Genomic DNA, 21,939 nt, shown 5'->3' with positions numbered 1-21,939 from the left:
TTCCAAAAACATGAACACAAAAACTAATTTGTTCTCCAATACAAAAAACGACGCGACGGCGGGACTCGTGGTCTTCCTCATTGCGGTTCCGTTATGTTTAGGCATTGCCCTGGCATGCGGAGCCCCACTGATTGCCGGTATTAACGCGGGTATTGTTGGGGGAATTGTCATAGGATTTCTCAGTAAATCCAACCTGAGCGTCAGCGGACCTGCTGCCGGGCTTACGGCTATAGTAGCTACGGCTATTACAGCACTCGGCAGTTTTGAAGTTTTCCTGTGCGCCGTTATGGTGGCAGGGCTTATCCAGTTTATTCTTGGCGTTTTAAAAGCCGGAAGCATTTCCAACTATTTTCCTTCTAACGTGATTGAAGGGATGCTGGCTGCGATCGGCGTTATCATCATACTAAAAGAATTGCCCCATGCGGTGGGTTATGATAAGGACAATATGGGCGATTTCTTTTTTATTGAGGCTTCCGGAGAAAATACTTTTTCCGCGATTCTCAACTCTGTCAATTTTCTACATCCGGGTGCAATTGTGGTAGCATTGGTTTCTTTGGCGGTATTGATTATCTGGCAACGGCCGGCGCTAAAAAAAATACAATGGTTACCGGGCGGACTGGCTGCGGTGCTGGCAGGTGTGCTCGTAAATGAGCTCTTCAGAATGACCGGCAGTAATTGGGCCATCAGTGCAAAACACATGGTACATCTACCCACTCCCAGCTCGTTTGGCGAATATCTGCAACAATATACCTTACCGGATTTTCGAGGCTTTGCCAATCCCCATGTATGGCAAACGGGTTTGATCATCGCCATTGTAGCATCTATTGAAACACTGCTGTGTATTGAAGCTACCGACAAACTAGATCCTCTGAAGCGATATACTTCTGGTAACGCAGAACTGCGAGCCCAGGGAATCGGCAATCTGATCTGCGGTCTGATCGGTGCGCTGCCGGTTACTTCAGTAATCGTTCGTTCATCCGCCAATATCAATGCAGGTGCGCGAACCAAATTGTCGACAATGGTGCATGGCACGTTGCTGCTGGTTTGTGTGGCGTTTATTCCAAAACTGCTCAATCATATTCCACTGGCGTCACTCGCGGCCATTCTGATTATCACGGGTTACCGACTCTGCAATCCCGCAGTGTTCAAACATATGTGGAAAGAAGGCGGGTTCAATCAGTTTGCGCCGTTTATCATTACCGTCGTTGCCGTAGTGCTTACGGATCTGCTGAAAGGCGTAGCGCTGGGACTTGTAGTAAGTGTATTTTTTATTCTGCGCAACAACATGCGCATTCCTTACTACTACAGCCGCAGCAGTTACACTAACAAAGATCTGATCAAAATTGTGCTGGCGCAGGAAGTTTCGTTTCTAAATAAAGCGAGTATCAAACGAACACTCGATAAACTGCCGGAAAACAGTAGTGTGATCATCGACGCTAGTCAAACCGAATACATCGATTTTGATGTGCTGGATATCATCCGCGATTTTGCAGATTCAAAGGCTACTGCGAAAAACATAAACATATCGCTGGAAGGATTTAAAAACGTGTATAACGTTCCTAAAACAGCTTCAGACAAAGATGTCATCTCCAGCCTGCTTGACATCAACGAAGTACCGAAACGCTCGGCAGGCGACCACAAAAAGTTGCTCAAACAATTGGGCATTGAATAAGAAAATAATCACTTAACCATATTAGCTGACCTAACTATAAATTCCTATCACTTTTTTGAAAACTATCTAAAATAAAAACCAGTATGAAAAACGAACAACGTCAAACGATACCATATGATATAACGCCGGAGCTGGCTTTACAGGAGCTGAAAGAAGGCAACTTCCGGTTTATGAATAACCTCCGGAAAAACCGCGACCTATTGCAACAGGTAAATGAAACCAAGGATGGTCAATGGCCTTTCGCAGCTATCCTGAGCTGTATGGATTCCCGCACCTCTGCCGAACTGATTTTTGATCAGGGACTGGGCGATATTTTCAGCGTGCGCATTGCGGGCAATATTATTTCCGAAGGTATTCTCGGCAGCCTGGAATATGCAACAGCAGTGGCTGGTTCTAAATTGATCCTGGTATTGGGTCACACTAATTGTGGCGCCATTAAAGGAGCCTGCGATCATGTAAAAATGGGCAACCTCACTTCGCTGATCGAGCGCATTCTTCCGGCTGTAGCACAGGAAACAACATTTACAGAAAACCGCAACAGCAAAAATGCTCCGTTTGTAGACGCCGTGGCAGAACTAAATGTAAAAAACGGTGTAAAGGAAATTCTGGAAAAAAGTGAAGTAATCCGCAACCTCGTAGAGCAGGAGAAAGTGAGCATTGCGGCTGCGGTGTACAATGTATCTACCGGAAAAGTAAATTTTTTAGAAACTGAAATAATTGAAATGGCTGTACCGTTTAATGACGGATCTGAAGCAGCATAATACCTCGTTTTGTTTTTTTATTTTTTAGGGTGAAGCCGTGTTTTTACACGGCTTATTTTTTTGTTCATTAATTTCCCTCTCGCGGCGAATCAATCTCAAATATCAAACTGCAGACAGATCATAAAAAAAGGGCCGCAGAAGCGGCCCTTGTGTTTCCATCTATCTATTCGTCTTTACCAGTTTGTCTACTTTTATTAATTGTCCGTTTCCGTCAGTAATTCTAATCATATAAACGCCATCCGCCAGATCATTCATATCGATTTCTTTCGCGTTTTTCTGTTGTAGAATCTGCTTACCATCGAGGCTCTGCAATGATACATTTACCGCAACCGGTGCATCAATGTAAACTTTTGTACTTACCGGATTTGGATAAACTTTAATCATATCTGCGGCTACAGTCACGTTTACAATACCCACATTATATGCGTAAGGCAGAGAAGCCGTGCTACAACCGTTTGCATCCGTAACGACGACCGTATATTGACCCGGTTGTGTTGCGGTATAAGTAACATTCGTAGCGCCAGGAATATCTGTGCCGTCCAATTTCCACTGATAGCTTGTAAACGTGCCACCCGTAGCGGTGAAAGTAGCTCCACTAGCAGATACCACAGGCGTTATCGTTGAATACACTGTGATAACCTTAGGTGCAGATGTAGCGCTACAAGTAGAAACTGTATCGGTAATCACCACTGTATAGCTGCCGGCTGTATGCGCATAGTATGCCGGCTGGTTTGCACCCGGTATGAGTGTTCCATTATTATACCATTTAAAACCACAGTTGAATGTACCTACGGCCTGCAAGCGGGTACTATCCGTAGGACAGAAAGTAGATGGGCCAATCAGGCTTAAAGCATTATTCGGTCTTGGATTTACCATCACTGTTACCGAATCAACACGTACACAACCATTGTTGGTGCCACCGCTGTTATCAGAACCTGTTACATAATATTTAGTAGTACCTGCCGGGCTCAGTGCCTGTGTGGTACCACTGAGGTTGCCCGGAGTCCAGTTGTATGTATAACCCGTGTTTGCAGAGCTAACGCTCACATGTGCCGTATCTCCCGTACAAATTGCCGGAGCAGCAGGTGTAATTGTAAATGCCGGTGGCGTTGTAATCGTTGCCACAACCGGCACGCGGGTACTGTTACAACCAGTGGTAACATCCCAATTATAGAACCACATGTAATAAGTTGTATTCGCGGTAGCCAGATAGCTAGCCGTAATATCAATTGCACCTGAAGGGGCTGAATAAGGATAAGACAGCGCACCAATATTTGGTGTAGTGATACGCATGTAGCTGATACCAGAAGATACCATTTCCATCTTGTAATGTCTTGGCAGGAGCGAGATATTTACCGGCACTGTTTGCGGACCTGCATTCGGACCACAAGTGAAGGTATAAAGCGGACCGGTGAACAACACATTATTCGAAGAGTCGGTAATCTTAATCTGGATACTTGCCGGGACCGTATTAATAGAATAAGGATAGATTTTTACAGTACGGATCGTTGCCGGAGTATTTACAGTAAAGAAAAGACCACCGCCGCTTAAGGTCAGATTGGAAGTAGAATCATTTGCAGTTGGCGAAGGAATACTTTCGCTGCCCGCTTCATTGTGCGCCGTTACATAATAAGTAGTGGTGCTATTGAGTACTGGCGTTGTAAAAGATGCACCTGTACCTGCCAGCGTATAGCCAGTTGCAGAAGTATACCAATTAAGCGTTGCATCTGCCGAACCCGTTGCAGCCAACGTCACAGTACCGGTACCACAACGTGTAGCCGGAGTATTGCTTACGATCTGTGCATTGTAAATATGAACCGTATCCAAAATCTGCAAACATGCAGTACCTGCGCTGTTCTTGAGCTGAGTGCGATAGTAAGTAGTTGCAGTAAGCGTTGGTGTTGTAAACGTATTGCTTGTAGCTCCTGCGATATCTGTAAATGTCGTACCGGTAGGTGAATTCTGCCATTGAATATTACTTACCGGGGCATTGCCTGCAGCCGTCAGCGTCATCACCGAAGAACCGCTGCCACAGAAGTTAAATAACGGAGACGTAACAGTTGCTGCGGAGGGTTGTACAAATACCTTTCCTGTATCAATCGCGCCACATTGTGAAACTGGATCGCTCGCTGTTGCAATGTAGTTGGTATTGCCCGGCGTAGTCGTTTTTGCATAAACTGTTGTTGCGCTGTTACCCGTGTAAGGGATAGTTGCTGCAGCATCTGTGTAAAGATTAGCAATCGGTGCCCATGAATAGTTGCTGAAGTTTGCAGTTGGAGAAGTAACAGAGATCGTTGCAATATTGTTGTTACATACCGTTTGCGCAGTACTTACAGAAAATGGCAGCGAGCTTGTGATGTTTGCAACCACCGGCGTACGCGCGCTTTCGCAGACCACCCCTACTTTCCAGTCGTAGAAATCATAATAGCTGGTCGTAACAGGCGTACCGGTAGCCGTTGAGACACCGCCAGTGATCGACATAACGTTCGGTACCGTATACGGGAAACTAAGTCCGGAAAGGTCTCTCAAAACACCAGTTACCGTAGTAGATTTAGCAGTAAGTAGCAGTCTCATACCAGTACCCACCGGCACAGAGAAATTCAGTGGCAGATCATTTCTTACCGGACTGGCAGATGTGCCAACGTTCACATTAAATGTCTGCATTTGCAGCATGTTAGTGCCAGTTGCATCCATCAGGCTTACACTAACAGTACCCGCAGCTGTGCCGATAACGTAAACAGACACTGACTTTAAGACGAAAGGAGCCGCTGCATCAAATACCAGACCGGTAGTGGTGCTTGCAGTTGTCAAAGAAGTAGTACTGCTGATACCCGTGCTCAACGTATTCGTTCCTAATGCTGCCCCTACATAAAACGTGGTGGTAGCAGAGATTGGAGCCGTTGTAAATGATGCGCCTGTTCCAAGCGGTGCGCCTGCAGTACTTGCGGCATACCAGTTAAAATTAGCACCTGCATTACCTGTCGCTTGTAATACTACTGTGCCAGCACCACAATGGTTACCCGGTGTGGTTCCTGTTACAGTTGGATTGCTCACGAATACTGTATCGGGCAAAGTTGTAGCTGCTACTGTGCTACCGCAATTCAATACTGCCTGATATTTTACAGTAGAAGTAAGTGTAGGTGTAATGTAGGTCGTGTTTGTAGCGCCGGTAATGCTTGTATAACCGGAACCATTATTCATCTGCCATTGTACCTGCATACCCAATGGCAGCGTATTCATTTTAATCGTACTGAAACCACTCACACAAACGGTATCAGGCGTGGCCAGCGCTGCAAAGGATGGCAGAGCTGCCAGTTTGTAACCAAACGGAGCCGGTGTAGCCGACACTGGCGCTGCCGCTGAAGTAAGATTTACACTTACAGGGCACGAAGCTAATGCAGCTGCATAAATGCCAACTCTTGGTGTTGCCGCATTGTCCTGCGCTACCGCAAAATAGCTGATAGAATCACCTATCGCAATTGGTGAGTTTAACTTAGTATAATCAATATTGAATGTAAAATTCGGAGCAGTACCTGTTGCTTCTACATATTTCCAACCATTGAATACTGAAGTATTATCAGTTGGATAGTTACCGAAACTGTTATTCTCCGTTGCCTTCTTATAATACAATCTTGGCGCAGTGCCAGCAGTGGTATTGATACTACCTGCAGTAGTTGTAATGTTAGCTGTGAGAATTTGCCCATTATTACAATATACGGTAGTTGGCAGCGCAGTAAAAACGATCGTAGGCGTTACCGTGCTGATAGCCGTGCCGGTAAACTGCAATGCGCCGATATCTGCTGGTGTAGCTCTCGTGCTGCCGTTGTAATCTGTAGTAATCGGAATGGTCGTGCTTCCTGTTGCTGCGGATTTCGCATAAGAAGAACCTGACGGCGCAAATAACCCGGTACCGGCAGCACTCAGATTATTTTCTGTAAAACTTCCGTTTTCACGACCAGCCATAAATTGTTTGTACACGCTACAACCTGTATTAAACGCAGGGTCGTTAAAGATATTGGCCGCAGTATTTGCAGTAACACCGGAAACGGCGTAAGCATTTACCAATGTTGCATTGGTAGTCCCTTCTGCATAGATATAGTTGTTGGCGGCCGGTGTTACATAATAAATATTGTTGCCAACGTTAAAGTTCGCTGCCGTTGGCGCAATGCCTGCTGTACCCGCCACACCGCGTCGGATTGCCGCAACGTTGTTTCCGGCACCGGCTGTCGCTTTAATGTTGATAATGTTGTTCTGAATGTTGTTGGTTGCTGCCGTTGCGAGATAACTGATACCCGTAACACCAACACCGGTTAGCGGAGCTGCCGATCCCAGATTAATCGTGTTGTAATATAGATTGGATACCCCGCCATTTTCATAAATTCCGAAAATGGTAGAATAACCCACAGTGCCTGTATCTCTCAAATCGCTCACGAAGTTGTTATACACATTATTTTGCGTGCCATTATTAATGTAAATGCCGTAGACATTAGCATTAGTACCAGCACCGGTAGAACGACCTGTATTTTCGAGGTTATAAATTTTATTGCTGTATAAATTGACCGCCATACCGGTAACCACCTGTACACCATAAACGTTTGAAGCCGTACAAGTGTCTTTAAGCCCCGCTATCGTATTCTGACTGGCATTCATCTGCGCAGTCGACAAGGAAGCGCTCACTGCGAGTTTCATACCAAAGACATTTCCCGAACCGCCAGAGTTGCCGATGCCGGACATATTATTAACCGAATTTGCTGTTACCGAAACGACGTTGCCACTCTCAATATCAAAACCGGTAAGCGAACCGCCGCTAATATTAGAAACCGTGTTATTCAGCACCGTTTTGTTGGCATTCGACAAAAAGGAGTAGAAACCATACATCGACAAACCTGGCGCGCCACTGATATTGGAAAATGTATTGCCTGAAATAGTTTCAGAACCATTTGTACCAGTACCAGAACTATTGTAACAATAAAATGTTGCGCTGCTATTTGACGCAAACGAGAGATTGCTGACGGTATTGCCTTGCGCCGTCGTCGTCAGATTACCGGAGTTACTGATAAAACCCATGGTTGAGGGAGAGACAATCCCAAAGCTATTGCTGAAGTTGTTATTCTGCTCCGTAAGATTATTTGCCCCACTTGATAGAATAGAATAGTAGGCGCCAAACACATTCACCGCCGCAGGCGTGTTCAATTGAAAGGTATTGTTCGAAATAGAAACGGTACCTGTTGCAGCGCTATTAATTCCATACACCGTGTTAGCACCGCCCGGCAACGTGTAAATGGTTGAAGTAATCGAATTCTGATTGGCAGTGAACGATGAAGTCACACCAGTGGAATGAAAGATACCGTAAGAAGTATAGGCTGCGCCTGAACCGCCGCCACCAGCATTATCAATCGTATTGTAAGATGCGTTTGCATTATTCTGATTGACCAGCCAAATGCCGGCTGAAGAACCATTTGCAGATGAACCTGGCGCTAAATTCAAAACAGTGTTTCCACCACCAGCGGCACCGATCACGTTATTCTGGTCATACAAACTATAAGGAGAAGGCGCAGCAAAACCCGTCAGTTTAATTCCGACAAATGTATTTTGAATCGTATTGCCTGTAAACGTACCATTATTCATGGCGTCTGTAGTAGCCGTAATCGTCAGCGCTGTTGTGGCTGCAGCCGTATGATTACCGGAATAAATACCAACAGATGCTGTGTTGGCTTTATTCATTGTGATCGTACAATTCTTGATCGTCACATTCTGGCAACCGTCGAAAGGCGCTGTATTATTTAATTTCAATAAAGCATACCCCCACTCCATTTCAGCGGTTGGTGACGCAGTATTAGGATCAGCGAGATTAAGTCCGTTAATAGTCAGATAATCGACACCCTGAATGATAAAAATACCATCTGTGGTTGTGCTGGTCCCCACATTCGCAGTCACGGTGTTGTTGTTACCGTTGATCGTAATTGGGTTGGCTGCAGTTGCAGAACTGTTGAGTGTGGCGCTACCCAACAGATAGCCGCCAGTTGGCGCGCTCTGTGGGTTTGATGCAGTAATATTAATCACTACGCCACCAGTTCCTACACCCTGGGTGTTCAATGCACCGATCACCGTTGTCAGATCAGGATACGTAGCACTTGGCACTGTAATAGTGCCCGTCAGCTGTGCTTTGCTCTCGCTCCAGGATAGGAGGCCGACAAGGAGAAATGCGCCTATCCGAAATTTCCGGTTCATAAGCTGTTATTTTTAATTAAAGAGAAAATTTATACCTTACAAAGAGTGACTCGACCCAGTATGACTTTTTTTATTTTATATAACCGATAAAAATATTTTCATTAACTGGCACTATTTTCCGCATTTATACCAGTTTTAAGATTCGGTATAAATACCTAGTTTCACCTAAATACCCCTAACATAACAGTCGGATCCAAAATTAAGTATTAAAAAAATACATCTCTGTTAATGACTGACATTAAACTATATTTAACCCACCTTATTATTATTATTTCCTTATTTACTTCGTCGGCCCTGGCACAAAATCCTGACACCGTTTCGATTCTAAAAAACGAAGCGCTGATTATCAAGCTAGAGCAGAAAATGCCGGATAGCGCGCTGCAGCTTCTCCCTCAGATTTTTGACGACAGCCGGAAAATCGGTTTCACCAAAGGGCTGATATTTTCACTGATTGAAACAGGTAATATATATTTCATAAAAGGCGAATATGAAAAAAGCCTTTCCAGATACCGGCAGGCACTTCCCTATTGCGACCGGTCTCCCGCCGGATTATTGTTTACAGCTAAGCTCTACTACAATATTTCGAATGTGTTTTATACCCGCGGCAATTATGATAGCGCCGCTCAGTATTGTTATAAATCGATGTTCCTGGCGGAAATGTTTCCGGCAATCATACCGGGTGGAAGAATATACAGCAATCTCGGAATCCTGATGAACCGGATGGGGCAACCCGACAAAGCGCTTTATTATCTCGACAAAGCAGCCAAAGCAGCCGGACGCGAAAAAAATTACTTACTGATGGCCGGCATTCTGGAAAATAAAGGCTTTATCTACAGTCATAAAAAAGATACAGAAAAAGCTTTAGGTTATTTCAATGCGGCGCTTAAAATAGCCCGGGAACACCAGTTCACTGAAATAGAATTTATCACACTTACCGATATCGGCACGCACTACATCGGATTAGATAGTGCAGCGAAAGCGCTGCCTTACTTACAGACAGCACTCCGCATGCACGACCAATTCCTTCCGGAAGACCTGAATACACAAAGTCTTTTTTTATCACTTGGCAGAGCTTATTACATGCTTCATGATTATGACGCTGCGGAAAAATATCTGCAACTGGCATCTGATGCAAAAGAAGCATCATCGCTCAAGGATAATCAAATGCAGCTTCAGGAAATACTGTCACTGATCTATGCCCGTAAAAGTAATTACGAAGCGGCTTACAAACATCTGATGAATTTCAATAAACTCAAAGACAGTATTGAAGGGAAGGACCTGACACAAAATATCAATCAACTAGAAATAAAATACCGGACAGCAGAGAAAGACAAAACACTGGCCCAAAACCAGCTCCTGATCGCTCAGCAGGAAAATTCACTCAAAGAAAAAAATAGCTGGATCGTTATCATTATCGGGTGTCTTCTGTTGCTCACAACGCTTTTGGTAGCACGGTACAGGAACGTACAGCAAAAACAGAAATTACAAACTGAAAAACTGCTAAACCTTCAACGGACGCAGGAGATCATGATGCTGCGCGCCACCATGCAGGGCGAAGAAAAAGAACGGGAACGTCTTGCCGGGGAATTGCACGACGGTGTTGGCGGCATGTTAGCTGCCGTGAAAATGGGTTATGAAACATTAGGCTTAGAAAACAATCTTTCTTCCCAACCGGGATATACGCGCGTCTGGAAAATGCTGCAGGAAATGGGAAAGGATATCCGTGATGCCGCACATAATCTGATGCCTGGCGTACTGCTGCACAACAGTCTTCCGGAAGCGGTACGGCTATTTTGTGCAACGGTAAATGAAAATAAGTCCCTTCACATCGATGTGCAGGCATACGGAGATTTTCAATCGTTTTCCGAAGATTTTAAACTATTTAGTTACCGGATTATCCAAGAGCTCGTCCAAAATACCATTAAACATGCAAATGCTTCAAAAATGCTGGTACAGTTAATCTCAGACAACGGACTTTTTAGCATTACCGCAGAAGACAACGGTCGGGGAATCACCGATACAAACCACCATTCGGGTCAGGGTCTGCTGCATTTGCAATCACGGATACAGAGCATGAGCGGACAGCTTTCCATAGAATCTTTTGAAGGAAAAGGAACAACAGTTTATATTGAGTTTGATTTACCTGGCGTTAATGCGACTACAACTTTATGATCAAAATCTCCATCACAGACGATCATCCACTTATATTGAACGGACTGGAAAGTATTATTCAACGCCAGAACAACATGGAACTCTGCGGTTCTTACCGGAATGGAACTGAATTGCTGGAAGGTCTGAAAAAAACATTACCCGATGTTTTGATGCTCGATATTCAAATGCCCGGACAACAAGGCGATGAACTGGCAAAGATTGTATCCCGGCTCTATCCTTCTGTAAAAATGGTAGCACTCACTAATCTGGACACTGTTTACCATATCAAAAACATGCTACAGCAAGGCGTTTTGGGCTATGTGTTGAAAACCGCGCCAGAAGCAGAGATTGTAGCCGCTATACATGCAGTCAACTCCGGCAAGAGTTTTCTGGCAGATGAACTGAAAGATAAAGTACTGCGCCATACCATCAGCAGCGCGCAAACATTTCCAGAAGAGCTGGTGCTGACGCGCAGGGAAAAAGAAATTCTGCAGCTGGTGGCAACCAATCAAACCAGTCAGGATATTGCCGATAAATTATTTCTCAGTAAGCGAACAGTAGATCATCACCGTAATAATCTGCTGCTGAAACTCGGTGTAAAAAATGCTGCAGCTTTGATAAAAAAAGCGATTGACATGGGGCTGATAGATTAGTCGGACCTCTATTTTAAACACAGCTTAGTTGTAAATTGCAGTAGTAATAACTGATTGGAAAAACACTATGGAAAAGACGATCCGAAAAATAGGCTTACTGACTTCAGGCGGCGATAGTCCGGGGATGAATGCTGCAATTCGTGCGGTGGTACGTACGGCGTTGTATTATGACATGGAAGTGTACGGTATCCGCCATGGCTATCAGGGCATGATCGAAGGTGATATTTTCCAGATGAAAACAACCGATGTCGCCAATATTATTCAAAGAGGGGGGACCATCCTGAAAACCGCCCGCAGTGACGCTTTTAAAACTGATGAAGGCAGAAAGGCTGCTTATGATCAATTGCAGAAACATGGCATTGAAGCTTTGGTCTTGATCGGTGGCGATGGTACTTTTCGCGGAGCGGTAGAATTTTTTAAACAATATACAATTCCTGCAGTAGGACTTCCGGGCACTATTGATAAAGATCTCTCCGGTTCCGATTTTACAATCGGTTTTGATACGGCGGTAAACACTGCAGTAGAGGCGATCGATAAAATCAGAGATACTGCCGAAGCACACGATCGTTTATTTGTGATTGAAGTAATGGGGCGTGACGCCGGTTATATTGCCCTCAATAGTGGCATTGCCTGCGGTGCAGAAGATATTTTAATTCCGGAGATCATGACCGATATCGAGGACGTATTGTGCCGGATTGATAGTGATGAGCGCCGCAGTAAAAGTGTACATATATTAGTAGTTGCGGAAGGCGATGAATTTGGCGGTGCCGCAGAAGTTGCGAAAAGAATAATTGAGCGTTTTCCGAAAATAGATACGCGCTATGCAGTGTTGGGGCATATTCAGCGCGGCGGCTCTCCTACTTATGCCGACCGTGTGCTGGCGAGCCGTTTGGGCTATGCAGCAGTATTAGCACTTCGTGAAAATAAAACACAAGTAATGACGGGCATCGTTAATGGAGATATTACGTACACACCTTTCCAGCAGGTGATCAAAACGAATGCCGGTATCAGTACGGATATGATTGAAATGATACGGGTGCTGTCTGTGTAAAAGATTAAAGGGTTAAAAAGTTAAAAGGTCATATAGTAAAAACGGTCCCGCAGTGCTGTGGGACCGTTTTCTATAAGGCATCTTTGCTTCTTATGACTCTTTGTGGGAAACTTCCCCTTCGACTCCGCTCCGGATGAAAAGAGTAGCTTTGTGCGTTAAGCTTTGAGCAATTAATTAGCAGCTGGCATTTCATCTGCAGACGGACCGTACATACCCGGAACCGGTACATTGAGCATACGCAGATATACACTCAGCTGACCGCGGTGATGATATACGTGATTGTAGCACATGCTGCGCAATACCACTTTCTTCGGCTGTTGCAGGTAAATCTGATCACCAGCTTTCAGCGTCCAGATTTTATTAAAATCTTCTTCCGGAATGTTCTGCAAAGCAGCAACCGCTTTTTCAAGATGTTCGTCGTGAATTCTCAGCAAATCTTCTGTACTTTCTACCGCTGGCGGCGCGTATTCTGTCTTAGCAAAATCAAGCTCGTCGGTGTGCACGGTCATAGCAGTCCAGCCAGACAATTCCGCCACGTGACCGGCCAGGCCGCGCAGTGTCATTGATTTTTCGTGTGGTCTCCAGCCAAGGTGTTCTGTAGGTACACGTTCCAGCATTTTGCGGGTGCTAGCCGCTTCTTGTTTCAGTTCTGCGATCAACGCTTGATTCAGTGACATAATTTCAATTTTTTTAGTGCTGCAATTAACCAATTTTTTATGACAAGAAAAAAGCCCACCTGTAAATACAGGCAGGCTTTTTCAAAAAATCAGAACTAAATTATTGTACTACAGCTTTTGTAGCACCGAAGCTATTTTCATTGCTCATTTTAACGATGTACATACCGCTGTTCAGCGACATACCATCTACAGAAAAACGTTGTACACCTGTTCCTAATGTTACATTACGACGAACAATTTCGCGACCAGTGATATCAAGTACGCTCACAGTGTAAGCACCAGCTTGTTTTACATCAAACATCAGCGTGATGTTATTTGATGTTGAATTACCAACAACTGTCAGCTCCATATTGTTTTTAGCCAGGTTAGCTACGCTTGCAGGTGTTGCAGACACGAGTACGTTGTCCACTTTCCACTGAGCTGCATTAGAAGCATCGCTGGTATATTTGAACGCTACGAATACCGGCTGTGATTTATAAGAAGAAATATCAGCAGAGAATTGTTTGAAGTTTGTATCAACAGCAGAGAAGTTTACAGCCAGATCAATAAAGCCTGTAGGCGCACCATTGCCAGAGTAGCTGTTAGACACCATTACTTTCATATCATCACCCGCAAATTTTTTGTAAGCGCGGAAAGTGAAATAAGCAGCAGACATTGCAGACAGATCCATACGTGGCGTGATCAACCAGTCTTCGTTTACATAGTTAACACTCGTTTGGTAACCGTTCATGTTGTAACAAGGAGTGCTTTGGTAACCGTAGCTATAACAATTCCATTGCTGAGCACCAGTTACACTGTATTTGCTCCAGCCATTCGGCATTTGGTTGGTGCTACCTGTAGCACATGCATTATCAAAATTTTCGCTCAGCGAAGTAACAGTGATTACAGGAGATGCATTTGGAATAGTTGTGAACATCCACGCAGTTGTATCATAGATACCGTAGCTTCTGTAAGAAGCTGTATCAAAAGCAGTAGAATCAAAAGTAACATGATAAACTGTATTGCTATCCAACAAGAAACCCGTAGTGATCGTAGCTACCTTTGCTGCTACTGCTACACTTGAAGCAGTTACTGCGAAAGTATCTGTGTGCTGCGTTGTACGATTTTTCAGGTAGATATTTCCTGAACCTTTTGAAATGTTGCGGTCGAAAGTTACAGCCAGATTGGTCGTTGGCAGTACACCGGTAGCACCGTTTGTAGGGTTCTTAGCACTCACCAGCGGACGATAGTTTGTCACGCCCGAGCCATTCCATGTCAAGTTAAAATTATCAATTGCAGCAGAAGATCTCGTACCGGAACCGGTTGTTCTGTGTGGTACAATTACACGAATCCAAACTGTTCCTGTCTGATTATCCAGTGCGCTACCAAAGTTTACAGTGATGTGATTGCTTGAAAAAACACCGTTACCTGTAGTCAGCGTACCAGTAGCATTTGCTGTTGTAAATGACGAAGGGCTAGCGCCAAAACCATAATCAACAGCCCATGTAGAAGTACGAGGCGTAGTAGAATCAAGAGACATCAGATCGAAACCGAGATTGAAACCTGTAAGCCCTGAAGTATTTGTGATCTGCAATTCAAATGCAATCATTGAATCGAGCGAGCCTACCTGACGAACACCCAAAGCGCGGTCTGTGGCAGCAGACTGAGTTGCCGAAGGAATGTTATTTACAGCGAAAGTGCCTTTAGAAGCAAAGTTTTTAAACTTTCCGGTTGTTACCGACCAGGCTGTTTTTGTCGTATCAAATGCCATTACAACACCTTTTGAAGTTGGCGTAGCGAGCGAGTCTACTTCCCAACCTGCCGGCAAACCGTTGCCGATGTTGTCAAAATTTTGAGTGTAGCTTGATCCAGACAGGGAAAGCTGAGCATTCGCTGCGAAACCGGCAGCGATGCCTGCGATAAGTAAAGCGATTCTTTTCATTTTATGGATTTTTAAATTTTCTTCTATTATGGGTATTTATGAAAAGCGCAGCAGCCAAACGGGTTCAGTGCTCAACCGCTACACTTAAATTTTAATAAACGTCGTTAAGGTTACGGAGTTTGATTTCGTTACCGTTAGTATATGGCGTTGCGATACCACGGTAAGTCATCGGGGTAGTCGGTACAGGCTGCGAAGCAAAACCTGCTGCACTCGTTGTGTACAGAGAAATGGTACTAGTACCGTCGTTCAGTGTTTTGTTGCCGCTGTAAGTACCACCGCCAGACACTGTTGCATTTTTGATTTCTACGAGTGTAGACTGATAAGTGATGAAACTTGCATTCAGGTCATCCAGGGAGATCGACAAAGGCGTTACAGCGTGGTTGCCTTTATAGTTTACAACTTTACTTGTGTTTGCTTTCAGTTCCAGTCCGCCCTGATAAGTAGTGAGCGTCATAGCCGTGATATCTACAACCAGCGAGTCGCCCATATCATAAGTTGGCGTGTTACCACTACCGGAGAAATACATTACAACACCGCGACCGCTTGCATCCTGAACGATTACGTTAGAAGCGGTCGTATTGCCGTTTGCACGGTCAGAAATTACGATACAAGAGATTTTTGCAGTTGGCATTACCGCATCAGCGCCGGTATACATTTTCTGCATGCTGTCAATCGTAATAAATGGCGTATTTGCGCCACAACGTTCGCCATACATAGTTACATCTGTAGTATCGCGGAGTATCAGCTGCGGCGTACCGTTGTAAGTAGTGTAGATACCAGCAATACCACCTTTACCAGAAGGAACGATATAAGGCTGGAAGTTTGCATAACCACTGGTGCGCAGCGTAATGGTGTTACCAGCGCAATCCTCAACAGTACGACTTGTACCACTCGCAATTGCTGACGGCTGTGCGTAGCTCATACCGAGGTTAGAACCTGCAAATTCTACGTCTTTGATATAGATCAAACGATTCAGTAAACCATCGTTCAGATCATTCAGGGAAACAGTATCTGGAATAACCGGATGCGGAAAATCACCCTTGATTACGTGACCACCGATCAGTGTAGACGGAATACCGATCATAGAACCTGTTTCATCTATCATGCCGATCTGGGGCAAGCCACCGTACATACCAATGTAAAGGCCTTTTGTTTTCAGATAGATCTTACGGCCTACCGGATAGTTACCATACAGATTGTTTGCTTCGAGCAGCAAAGTCATACCTGTGGTACCATCGTCCACTACGATCTGCTTGTACAGATTACCCGAACGGTCATCTGCAATAACTGTCGCCGAAATGGTCCAGTCTGAATCGATAGGTACAGCAACAGTACCGGCTAAAAGCGCCCGTGCTTTTGCAAGCGAACCGCTGGTCGGCAGATTTGGATCGTAGTTACTTGAATCTGGTGGCGCGTCGAAATTTTTCTTCACACATGAAGTGAATGACAAAGCACTAACCAGAACACACAGAGCTAATTGAAAACGTTTCATTATTGGAATATTTTTTATTAAAAGCTTTTTGATAATTGATTAAAATCTAAGACTCACGTTCACGAAGTAGTTACGGCCAAAACCATAGAAATATTTGCTTGGAAACTTGCCGATATTACCGTTAGTAAAGTCAAAGCGCAGCTGTTCAAACCCGCCGGTAACGACATCCTGGTTATCAAGCAGGTTGCTCACCCCGGCGTTAATTGATAAAATTGTGCTACGCGGAATTTGTTTCAGCCATTTGTGCAGCATAATAGAAGTACCAAAACTCAGATCTACAGTGAAAGCAGACGGCAGTTTTTCCTGATTCAATACTTCATTCCATTCAGGAGAACCCGGCACCAGACCATCAACAGCATCTACCGTACGACGGATTGGCGCAGCAGCAACATAGTTTCTGTCGAAATAGTTGAAATTGATACCAGCCCACCAGTACTTTTTAGAGTTGTATCGTGCACCAGCAGTGTAAGAGCTTTGCGGACCAGCAGCAACATAGTAGTTCTTGTTATAAACAGTATAGGTCGTAGGATTACTTGTTGTGTCGTTGTCTTTGTAAGAAGAAATCGTCGGACGATTTGTATAGAATGCCTGTCCTACAGCCGCAACACCAATAAGATTCAGCGTTGGCATTACCTTCACATCTACCGCAAGTTCAGTACCCACATAGCGTGAGTTTACGTGCTGCGATACAAAGTTTACGAAAGACTGTACGTTCGGATCATCGTTATAGAAACGCTGAATATCTGTTGCGTCTTTGATATCTGTTGCATAGCCAACCACACGCGCATTGATATTCGGTGCTTTCAGCAAATAACCACCTTCTACCGTCTGGTATTTTTGCGTTGTCGGGTTATCCACTACGTTACCACGGGTACGCGGAGAAATGTAAGTGTTATCAACCGTTGGGGCATCTGCACCAGCGCTCGCATTTACGAAGAGATAGTTACGACCGTTGATCTTATAAGTAGCACCACCTTTCAGACCATAGATAAAGAAGCTTTCAGTAGCGCCTTTCCCATAAGAAGTATTCGGGAACAAACCATTACGATAAAGACCTTCACGACTGAATGAATTGATGCCTGCATTTGCCGCAACAAAGAAATCAAACTTGTTGTAAGTAAATGCCGCCTGGCCCCACCACCAGCCTTTGTTGAAATGCGTGATATAGTCGTAACTATATTTATCACCTTCTTTCACAATGCGGTTTGGATTGTTCAGATCATTTTGATACACATCCGCTTTACCAGGATAATCACGTGATGCAAACTGATTGTAGTTTACATAGAAATCGGCACCAAGCAGGTCTGCAACTTCCTTGTAGCTTTCTGTACGTTGTGTAATAAACGTGATACCTGTGTACAGAATGATATGCTCGTTCAGTGAATGCGTGAGGTTACTGCTGAAGTTGAATTTCTTGATATCATCCACATCATTAGCGACGATATACATTGCACGACGGCCATACACATCGTTACCGGCAATACCGTTTGCGTTGTGGATTGTTTCGTAATTCACAGAATTCGCATCGTATAGTTTATTCCAGTCGAGCTGCATCTGGCTTGGATTTGCTTCCAGCTGAGCACGCACCTGATCGGCCAGATCCGGAGATGGATTCGTCAGACCATTTACATAATAGCTCGGCATGTTTTTATAATAGTCCGGACGAGGGTCCTGTGCGTTATACCAGTCCAGCGTAGAGTTTTTATTCTTGCCAAACTGATAACCTATTGTAGTATTCCAATCCGTTTTATCAGAAGGTTTGTATTCGTAGTTAGCGATAACCACCGGCTGGAAATACTCGTTCACTTTAGCATTACGCTTTTCGCCATTCTGATAACCCCAGTTTGGATTATAGAAGTGACTGCCAGCAAGATCATAAGCTTCTTGCGTTGCCGCTGTACCTTTACCACGACGGGTTGGCGCTCCAAATGTCGTCAGGTTAAACTGATGTTTTTTCCACACTTTACTGACACCGGCGTAATAAGAATACGCATCGTAAAACGTACCCGGAATATATCCTTCATTCGCCCAGCGTTTAGACACAGACAATGAATAAGCCCAGCCATTTTTCATCAAACCAGAACTGTGCGTTAACATCAGACGATTTTTATACTGACGGTTGGTCGCTGAATAAGTAATACGTGTTTGCTTACGTTGGTTGGCTGCAGTTGCATCAAAATAAACACTACCGTTCATACCACCGAACGTATAATCAGACGGCGTAAGGCCGTAAGTATTGTTTCTTGCACGGAATGCATCGTTCAGGCCGCCCCACTGGTTCCAGCTTGCATCACCGGTTTCCACGTCATTCATCGGCATACCGTTTACCAACACTTGCTGCGCGTTACGATCATAACCACGCGCCTGGAAACGATACTGACCAAATGTGAAGGAAGCAGTATTTACAAACGGATCACGACTAGCAGTCAGCAAACCACTTACTGCAGAACCTTTCACACCATCGTCGTCCACGCTCACATTCGCATCTTCAATAGCGATTGTCGGAATCTGTGTTAACTGTGTAGCTACAAGACCATTTTCGGAAGGAGTCACTTGAATGTCGCCAACATCTACGAGGTCTTTACTGATCACGATTGTGATGGTATCTGCCTTAACGGTGTTACCGCCTACAACCATTTTCTGAGTACCATAAGGAACCTGGCTAAAATTAAAATTGCCTTCGCCATCAGTGATTGTAAGCAATTTCAGACCAGGAAAAATAATCTGAACATCATTGGCGGGCTGCTTCGTTATCTTATTAAACAGCCTGCCCTTTACGAGAGAGGTCTGCCTGTTGTTTTGTGCAGATGCGACTACTGTTTGGGTAGCGGCAAGCAACAAAACTGCGGGTAGTTTTAATTTCATAAGAGCTATAAATCTTGTTTGCAAAGTTCCTTGCAATTCTTATGCCGAATATTTCGGAATGGTTAAGTTTCCATTAAGTGATCTTTAAGAAACTGAGTGCACTTGTTTTTTCGGTTCCTTTGCAAAAATTTTTTGTAGTGAAACGAATTTCTCTGCTGCTCATTGCGTCTTTTATTGCCTTTTCTTCAATTGCCGAAAAGAAAAATTACCACGTAACAACCGTTGCATTTTACAACTTCGAAAACTTCTTTGATGCGGATGATGATCCGAAAAACTGGGGCGATGATGAGTTTACGCCAAACGGTCCGTATCATTATACCGAAGAAATCTTTCAACAAAAAGCACACAATATTGCAACTGTGTTACAACAACTCGGCACAGAGCTAAACCCAGAAGGGCCGGCACTTATAGGCACTGCTGAAATTGAAAATGATCATGTGCTGGATGTGTTAGTCAGCCAACCAGAAATCAAAGCCCGCAACTACAAATACGTGCATTTCGAAAGTCCGGACTCACGCGGTATCGATGTAGCATTGCTGTACAATCCAAAATATTTTACGGTACTAAATGCAGAAGCATTATACACAGACATCAGCACCACTGGTGAAAAAGGTGGTAAGACCCGCGACGTACTTCATGTTGCAGGAGTGCTTGCAGGAGATACCGTTCATGTATTCGTAAACCACTGGCCATCGCGCCGCGGCGGTGAAGCTGCGTCTGCGCCACTTCGTGCCATCGCTGCAAACGTGAGCAAGAAATTAATTGACTCTATGATGGCTGCCAATCCGGCTACGCGTGTGATCTTGATGGGCGATTTAAACGACGACCCAATCAGTCCTAGTGTTGCAAAAGTATTAGGTGCAAAAGGTGATAAAGACAAAGTAGACCAAACAGGGTTGTTTAACCCGTTCGTTAATTTTTACAAACAAGGTATTGGCACACTGGCATATAATAATGCATGGAATTTATTTGATCAGATTATGATCTCTGGCGAATGGCTCAAGCAACCGGATGAACATTGGCGCTATTACAAAGCGGAAGTTTTCAACCGTGAATTTCTGAAAAACAAATTCGGTCAGTATAAAGGTTCGCCGCACCGTTCTTTCGACGGCAACAACTGGATCAATGGCTACAGCGACCACTTCCCAACGATTATTTATTTTATCCGAGCTACGCAGAATCCGTAGTTCAGTTGACAGTTGATCCCGACATGGGTCGGGATCAGTTATTCGTGTTTGGGAACAATTACTCGTGCTGGTCACCCTGACCAATCATTCGGCGACCGCAATCAAAAGAGTATGACAGAAATAACTGTCTATATTTTTGCGGGCTCCCTCCTTCGTCGGGAAGACATGGTATTATACACTCTTATCGTTAAATAATGAGCCACTCGCGTTTGTCACCTCGACGGAAGGAGAGGCCCCGCGGAATGTGGATACGCGTTATGTGTCATTGGCACGAAGGAAGGGTCCCGCGGAATGCGACACACAATCCCGATGGCTGTCTGCCAAAAACAAAAAAATCAAATGGATAATATAAAGACCGGAACGTTCCGGTCTTTTTTATTAACAGCAAGGAAATTATCAATTATCAACATTGACCACTGTCAATTGTCTACTGTCAATATAACAAATTGACCATTTTCCCGTACTTTCGCACTCGATTTCTGCCGTTTTACGGCAATCTAACTTTTTGAAACAAATTTCACTTCTGATGAAGATATTAGTTTGTATAAGCCAGGTGCCAGACACCACTACCAAGATCGCTTTCAGCGACAACAATACTACTTTTAATACACAGGGTGTTACCATGATCATCAACCCTTACGATGAATGGTATTCACTGGTTCGTGCGCTGGAACTGACGGAAGCAGGTACTGCCGCAACTGTAAATCTCGTAACTGTTGGTAAAGCTGATGCCGAACCGGTTATCCGTAAAGCGCTGGCATTGGGCGGTGATGAAGCAATCCGTATCGACACAGACAGCAATGACCCATATGTAGTAGCTGCGCAAATCGCCGCTTACGCAAAAAGCGAAAACTACGATCTCGTACTCTGCGGTAAAGAATCCATCGATTACAACAATGGTGTTGTAGGTGGTATGCTCGCAGAAATGCTGGATATGAACTACATCGGTTTCGCTACTAAAATTGATGTAGCAGGTAACGAAGTAACGGTTGCCCGCGAAATTGAAGGTGGTGAAGAAGTAGACACATGTGCATTTCCTGTAGTTATCTCTTGCCAGAAAGGTGTTGCTGAAGCTCGCATTCCAAACATGCGCGGTATTATGGCAGCTCGCACTAAACCGCTGAAAGTGGTTGCTCCGGCAGATGTTCAGCCGCTGTCACAAATCGTTTCTTATGAAATGCCGCCTGCAAAAACAGGTGTAAAACTTATCAGCGCCGATAATATGGACGAACTGGTGAGCCTGCTGCACACAGAAGCGAAAGTGATCTAAGCTTATTG

The 21,939-nt window shown here is 44.5% G+C and carries 12 protein-coding genes; 7 read left to right on the top strand and 5 right to left on the bottom strand.

The features are described 5' to 3' along the window. The first annotated feature begins 10 nt into the window (after window positions 1–10). Window positions 11–1,672, top strand: a complete 1,662-nt coding sequence (locus DN068_RS15260; protein ID WP_110999802.1) for a SulP family inorganic anion transporter — start codon at window positions 11–13, stop codon at window positions 1,670–1,672. A gap of 83 nt (window positions 1,673–1,755) precedes the next feature. Beyond that, window positions 1,756–2,433 carry a carbonic anhydrase family protein gene (locus DN068_RS15255; RefSeq protein WP_110999801.1) on the top strand — a complete coding sequence of 226 codons (678 nt, stop codon included), beginning with the start codon at window positions 1,756–1,758 and terminating at the stop codon, window positions 2,431–2,433. A gap of 159 nt (window positions 2,434–2,592) precedes the next feature. Here the strand turns inward: DN068_RS15255 and DN068_RS15250 are convergent, their stop codons facing one another. Beyond that, window positions 2,593–8,664 (bottom strand): Ig-like domain-containing protein, encoded by a 6,072-nt coding sequence (locus tag DN068_RS15250; protein ID WP_110999800.1) that lies wholly within the window; start codon window positions 8,662–8,664, stop codon window positions 2,593–2,595. 228 nt (window positions 8,665–8,892) lie between these two features. On the opposite strand from DN068_RS15250, the gene DN068_RS15245 reads away from it, so the two are divergent. The 3 genes from DN068_RS15245 to pfkA all read left to right on the top strand — a co-directional run bounded on the left by DN068_RS15245 (window position 8,893) and on the right by pfkA (window position 12,519). Beyond that, window positions 8,893–10,836, top strand: coding sequence for a tetratricopeptide repeat-containing sensor histidine kinase (locus tag DN068_RS15245; RefSeq protein WP_110999799.1), 1,944 nt, complete (start codon window positions 8,893–8,895; stop codon window positions 10,834–10,836). Next, window positions 10,833–11,468 carry a response regulator gene (locus DN068_RS15240; protein WP_110999798.1) on the top strand — a complete coding sequence of 212 codons (636 nt, stop codon included), beginning with the start codon at window positions 10,833–10,835 and terminating at the stop codon, window positions 11,466–11,468. The genes DN068_RS15245 and DN068_RS15240 overlap by 4 nt, the downstream gene beginning before the upstream one ends. Before the next feature lie 67 nt (window positions 11,469–11,535). After that, window positions 11,536–12,519: a 6-phosphofructokinase gene (gene pfkA / locus DN068_RS15235; protein ID WP_207798968.1), complete on the top strand. Its 984-nt coding sequence runs from the start codon at window positions 11,536–11,538 to the stop codon at window positions 12,517–12,519. Between the two features lie 170 nt (window positions 12,520–12,689). Here the strand turns inward: pfkA and DN068_RS15230 are convergent, their stop codons facing one another. The 4 genes from DN068_RS15230 to DN068_RS15215 form a co-directional block, all read right to left on the bottom strand. Next, on the bottom strand, window positions 12,690–13,196 hold the full coding sequence (locus tag DN068_RS15230; RefSeq protein WP_110999797.1) for a DinB family protein: 507 nt from the start codon (window positions 13,194–13,196) through the stop codon (window positions 12,690–12,692). A gap of 100 nt (window positions 13,197–13,296) precedes the next feature. After that, window positions 13,297–15,117, bottom strand: a complete 1,821-nt coding sequence (locus DN068_RS15225) for a T9SS-dependent choice-of-anchor J family protein (RefSeq protein WP_110999796.1) — start codon at window positions 15,115–15,117, stop codon at window positions 13,297–13,299. Between the two features lie 91 nt (window positions 15,118–15,208). Further along, on the bottom strand, window positions 15,209–16,609 hold the full coding sequence (locus tag DN068_RS15220; RefSeq protein WP_123985369.1) for a DUF5689 domain-containing protein: 1,401 nt from the start codon (window positions 16,607–16,609) through the stop codon (window positions 15,209–15,211). A gap of 39 nt (window positions 16,610–16,648) precedes the next feature. Next, entirely contained in the window at window positions 16,649–19,474 is a 2,826-nt protein-coding gene (locus DN068_RS15215) for a peptidase associated domain and porin domain-containing protein (RefSeq protein ID WP_110999794.1), read from the bottom strand. Window positions 19,475–19,611: 137 nt separating this feature from the next. Between DN068_RS15215 and DN068_RS15210 the strand changes: the two genes are divergently transcribed. After that, window positions 19,612–20,661 (top strand): endonuclease/exonuclease/phosphatase family protein, encoded by a 1,050-nt coding sequence (locus DN068_RS15210; RefSeq protein ID WP_207798966.1) that lies wholly within the window; start codon window positions 19,612–19,614, stop codon window positions 20,659–20,661. 526 nt (window positions 20,662–21,187) lie between these two features. Beyond that, window positions 21,188–21,931 (top strand): electron transfer flavoprotein subunit beta/FixA family protein, encoded by a 744-nt coding sequence (locus tag DN068_RS15205; protein WP_110999793.1) that lies wholly within the window; start codon window positions 21,188–21,190, stop codon window positions 21,929–21,931. Window positions 21,932–21,939 lie beyond the last annotated feature (8 nt).

The organism is Taibaiella soli (assembly GCF_003236175.1).
Taxonomy (GTDB): domain Bacteria; phylum Bacteroidota; class Bacteroidia; order Chitinophagales; family Chitinophagaceae; genus QKTW01.
Note: the sequence above shows the minus strand (reverse complement) of the source record. Positions and strands in the feature narration are given on the sequence as shown.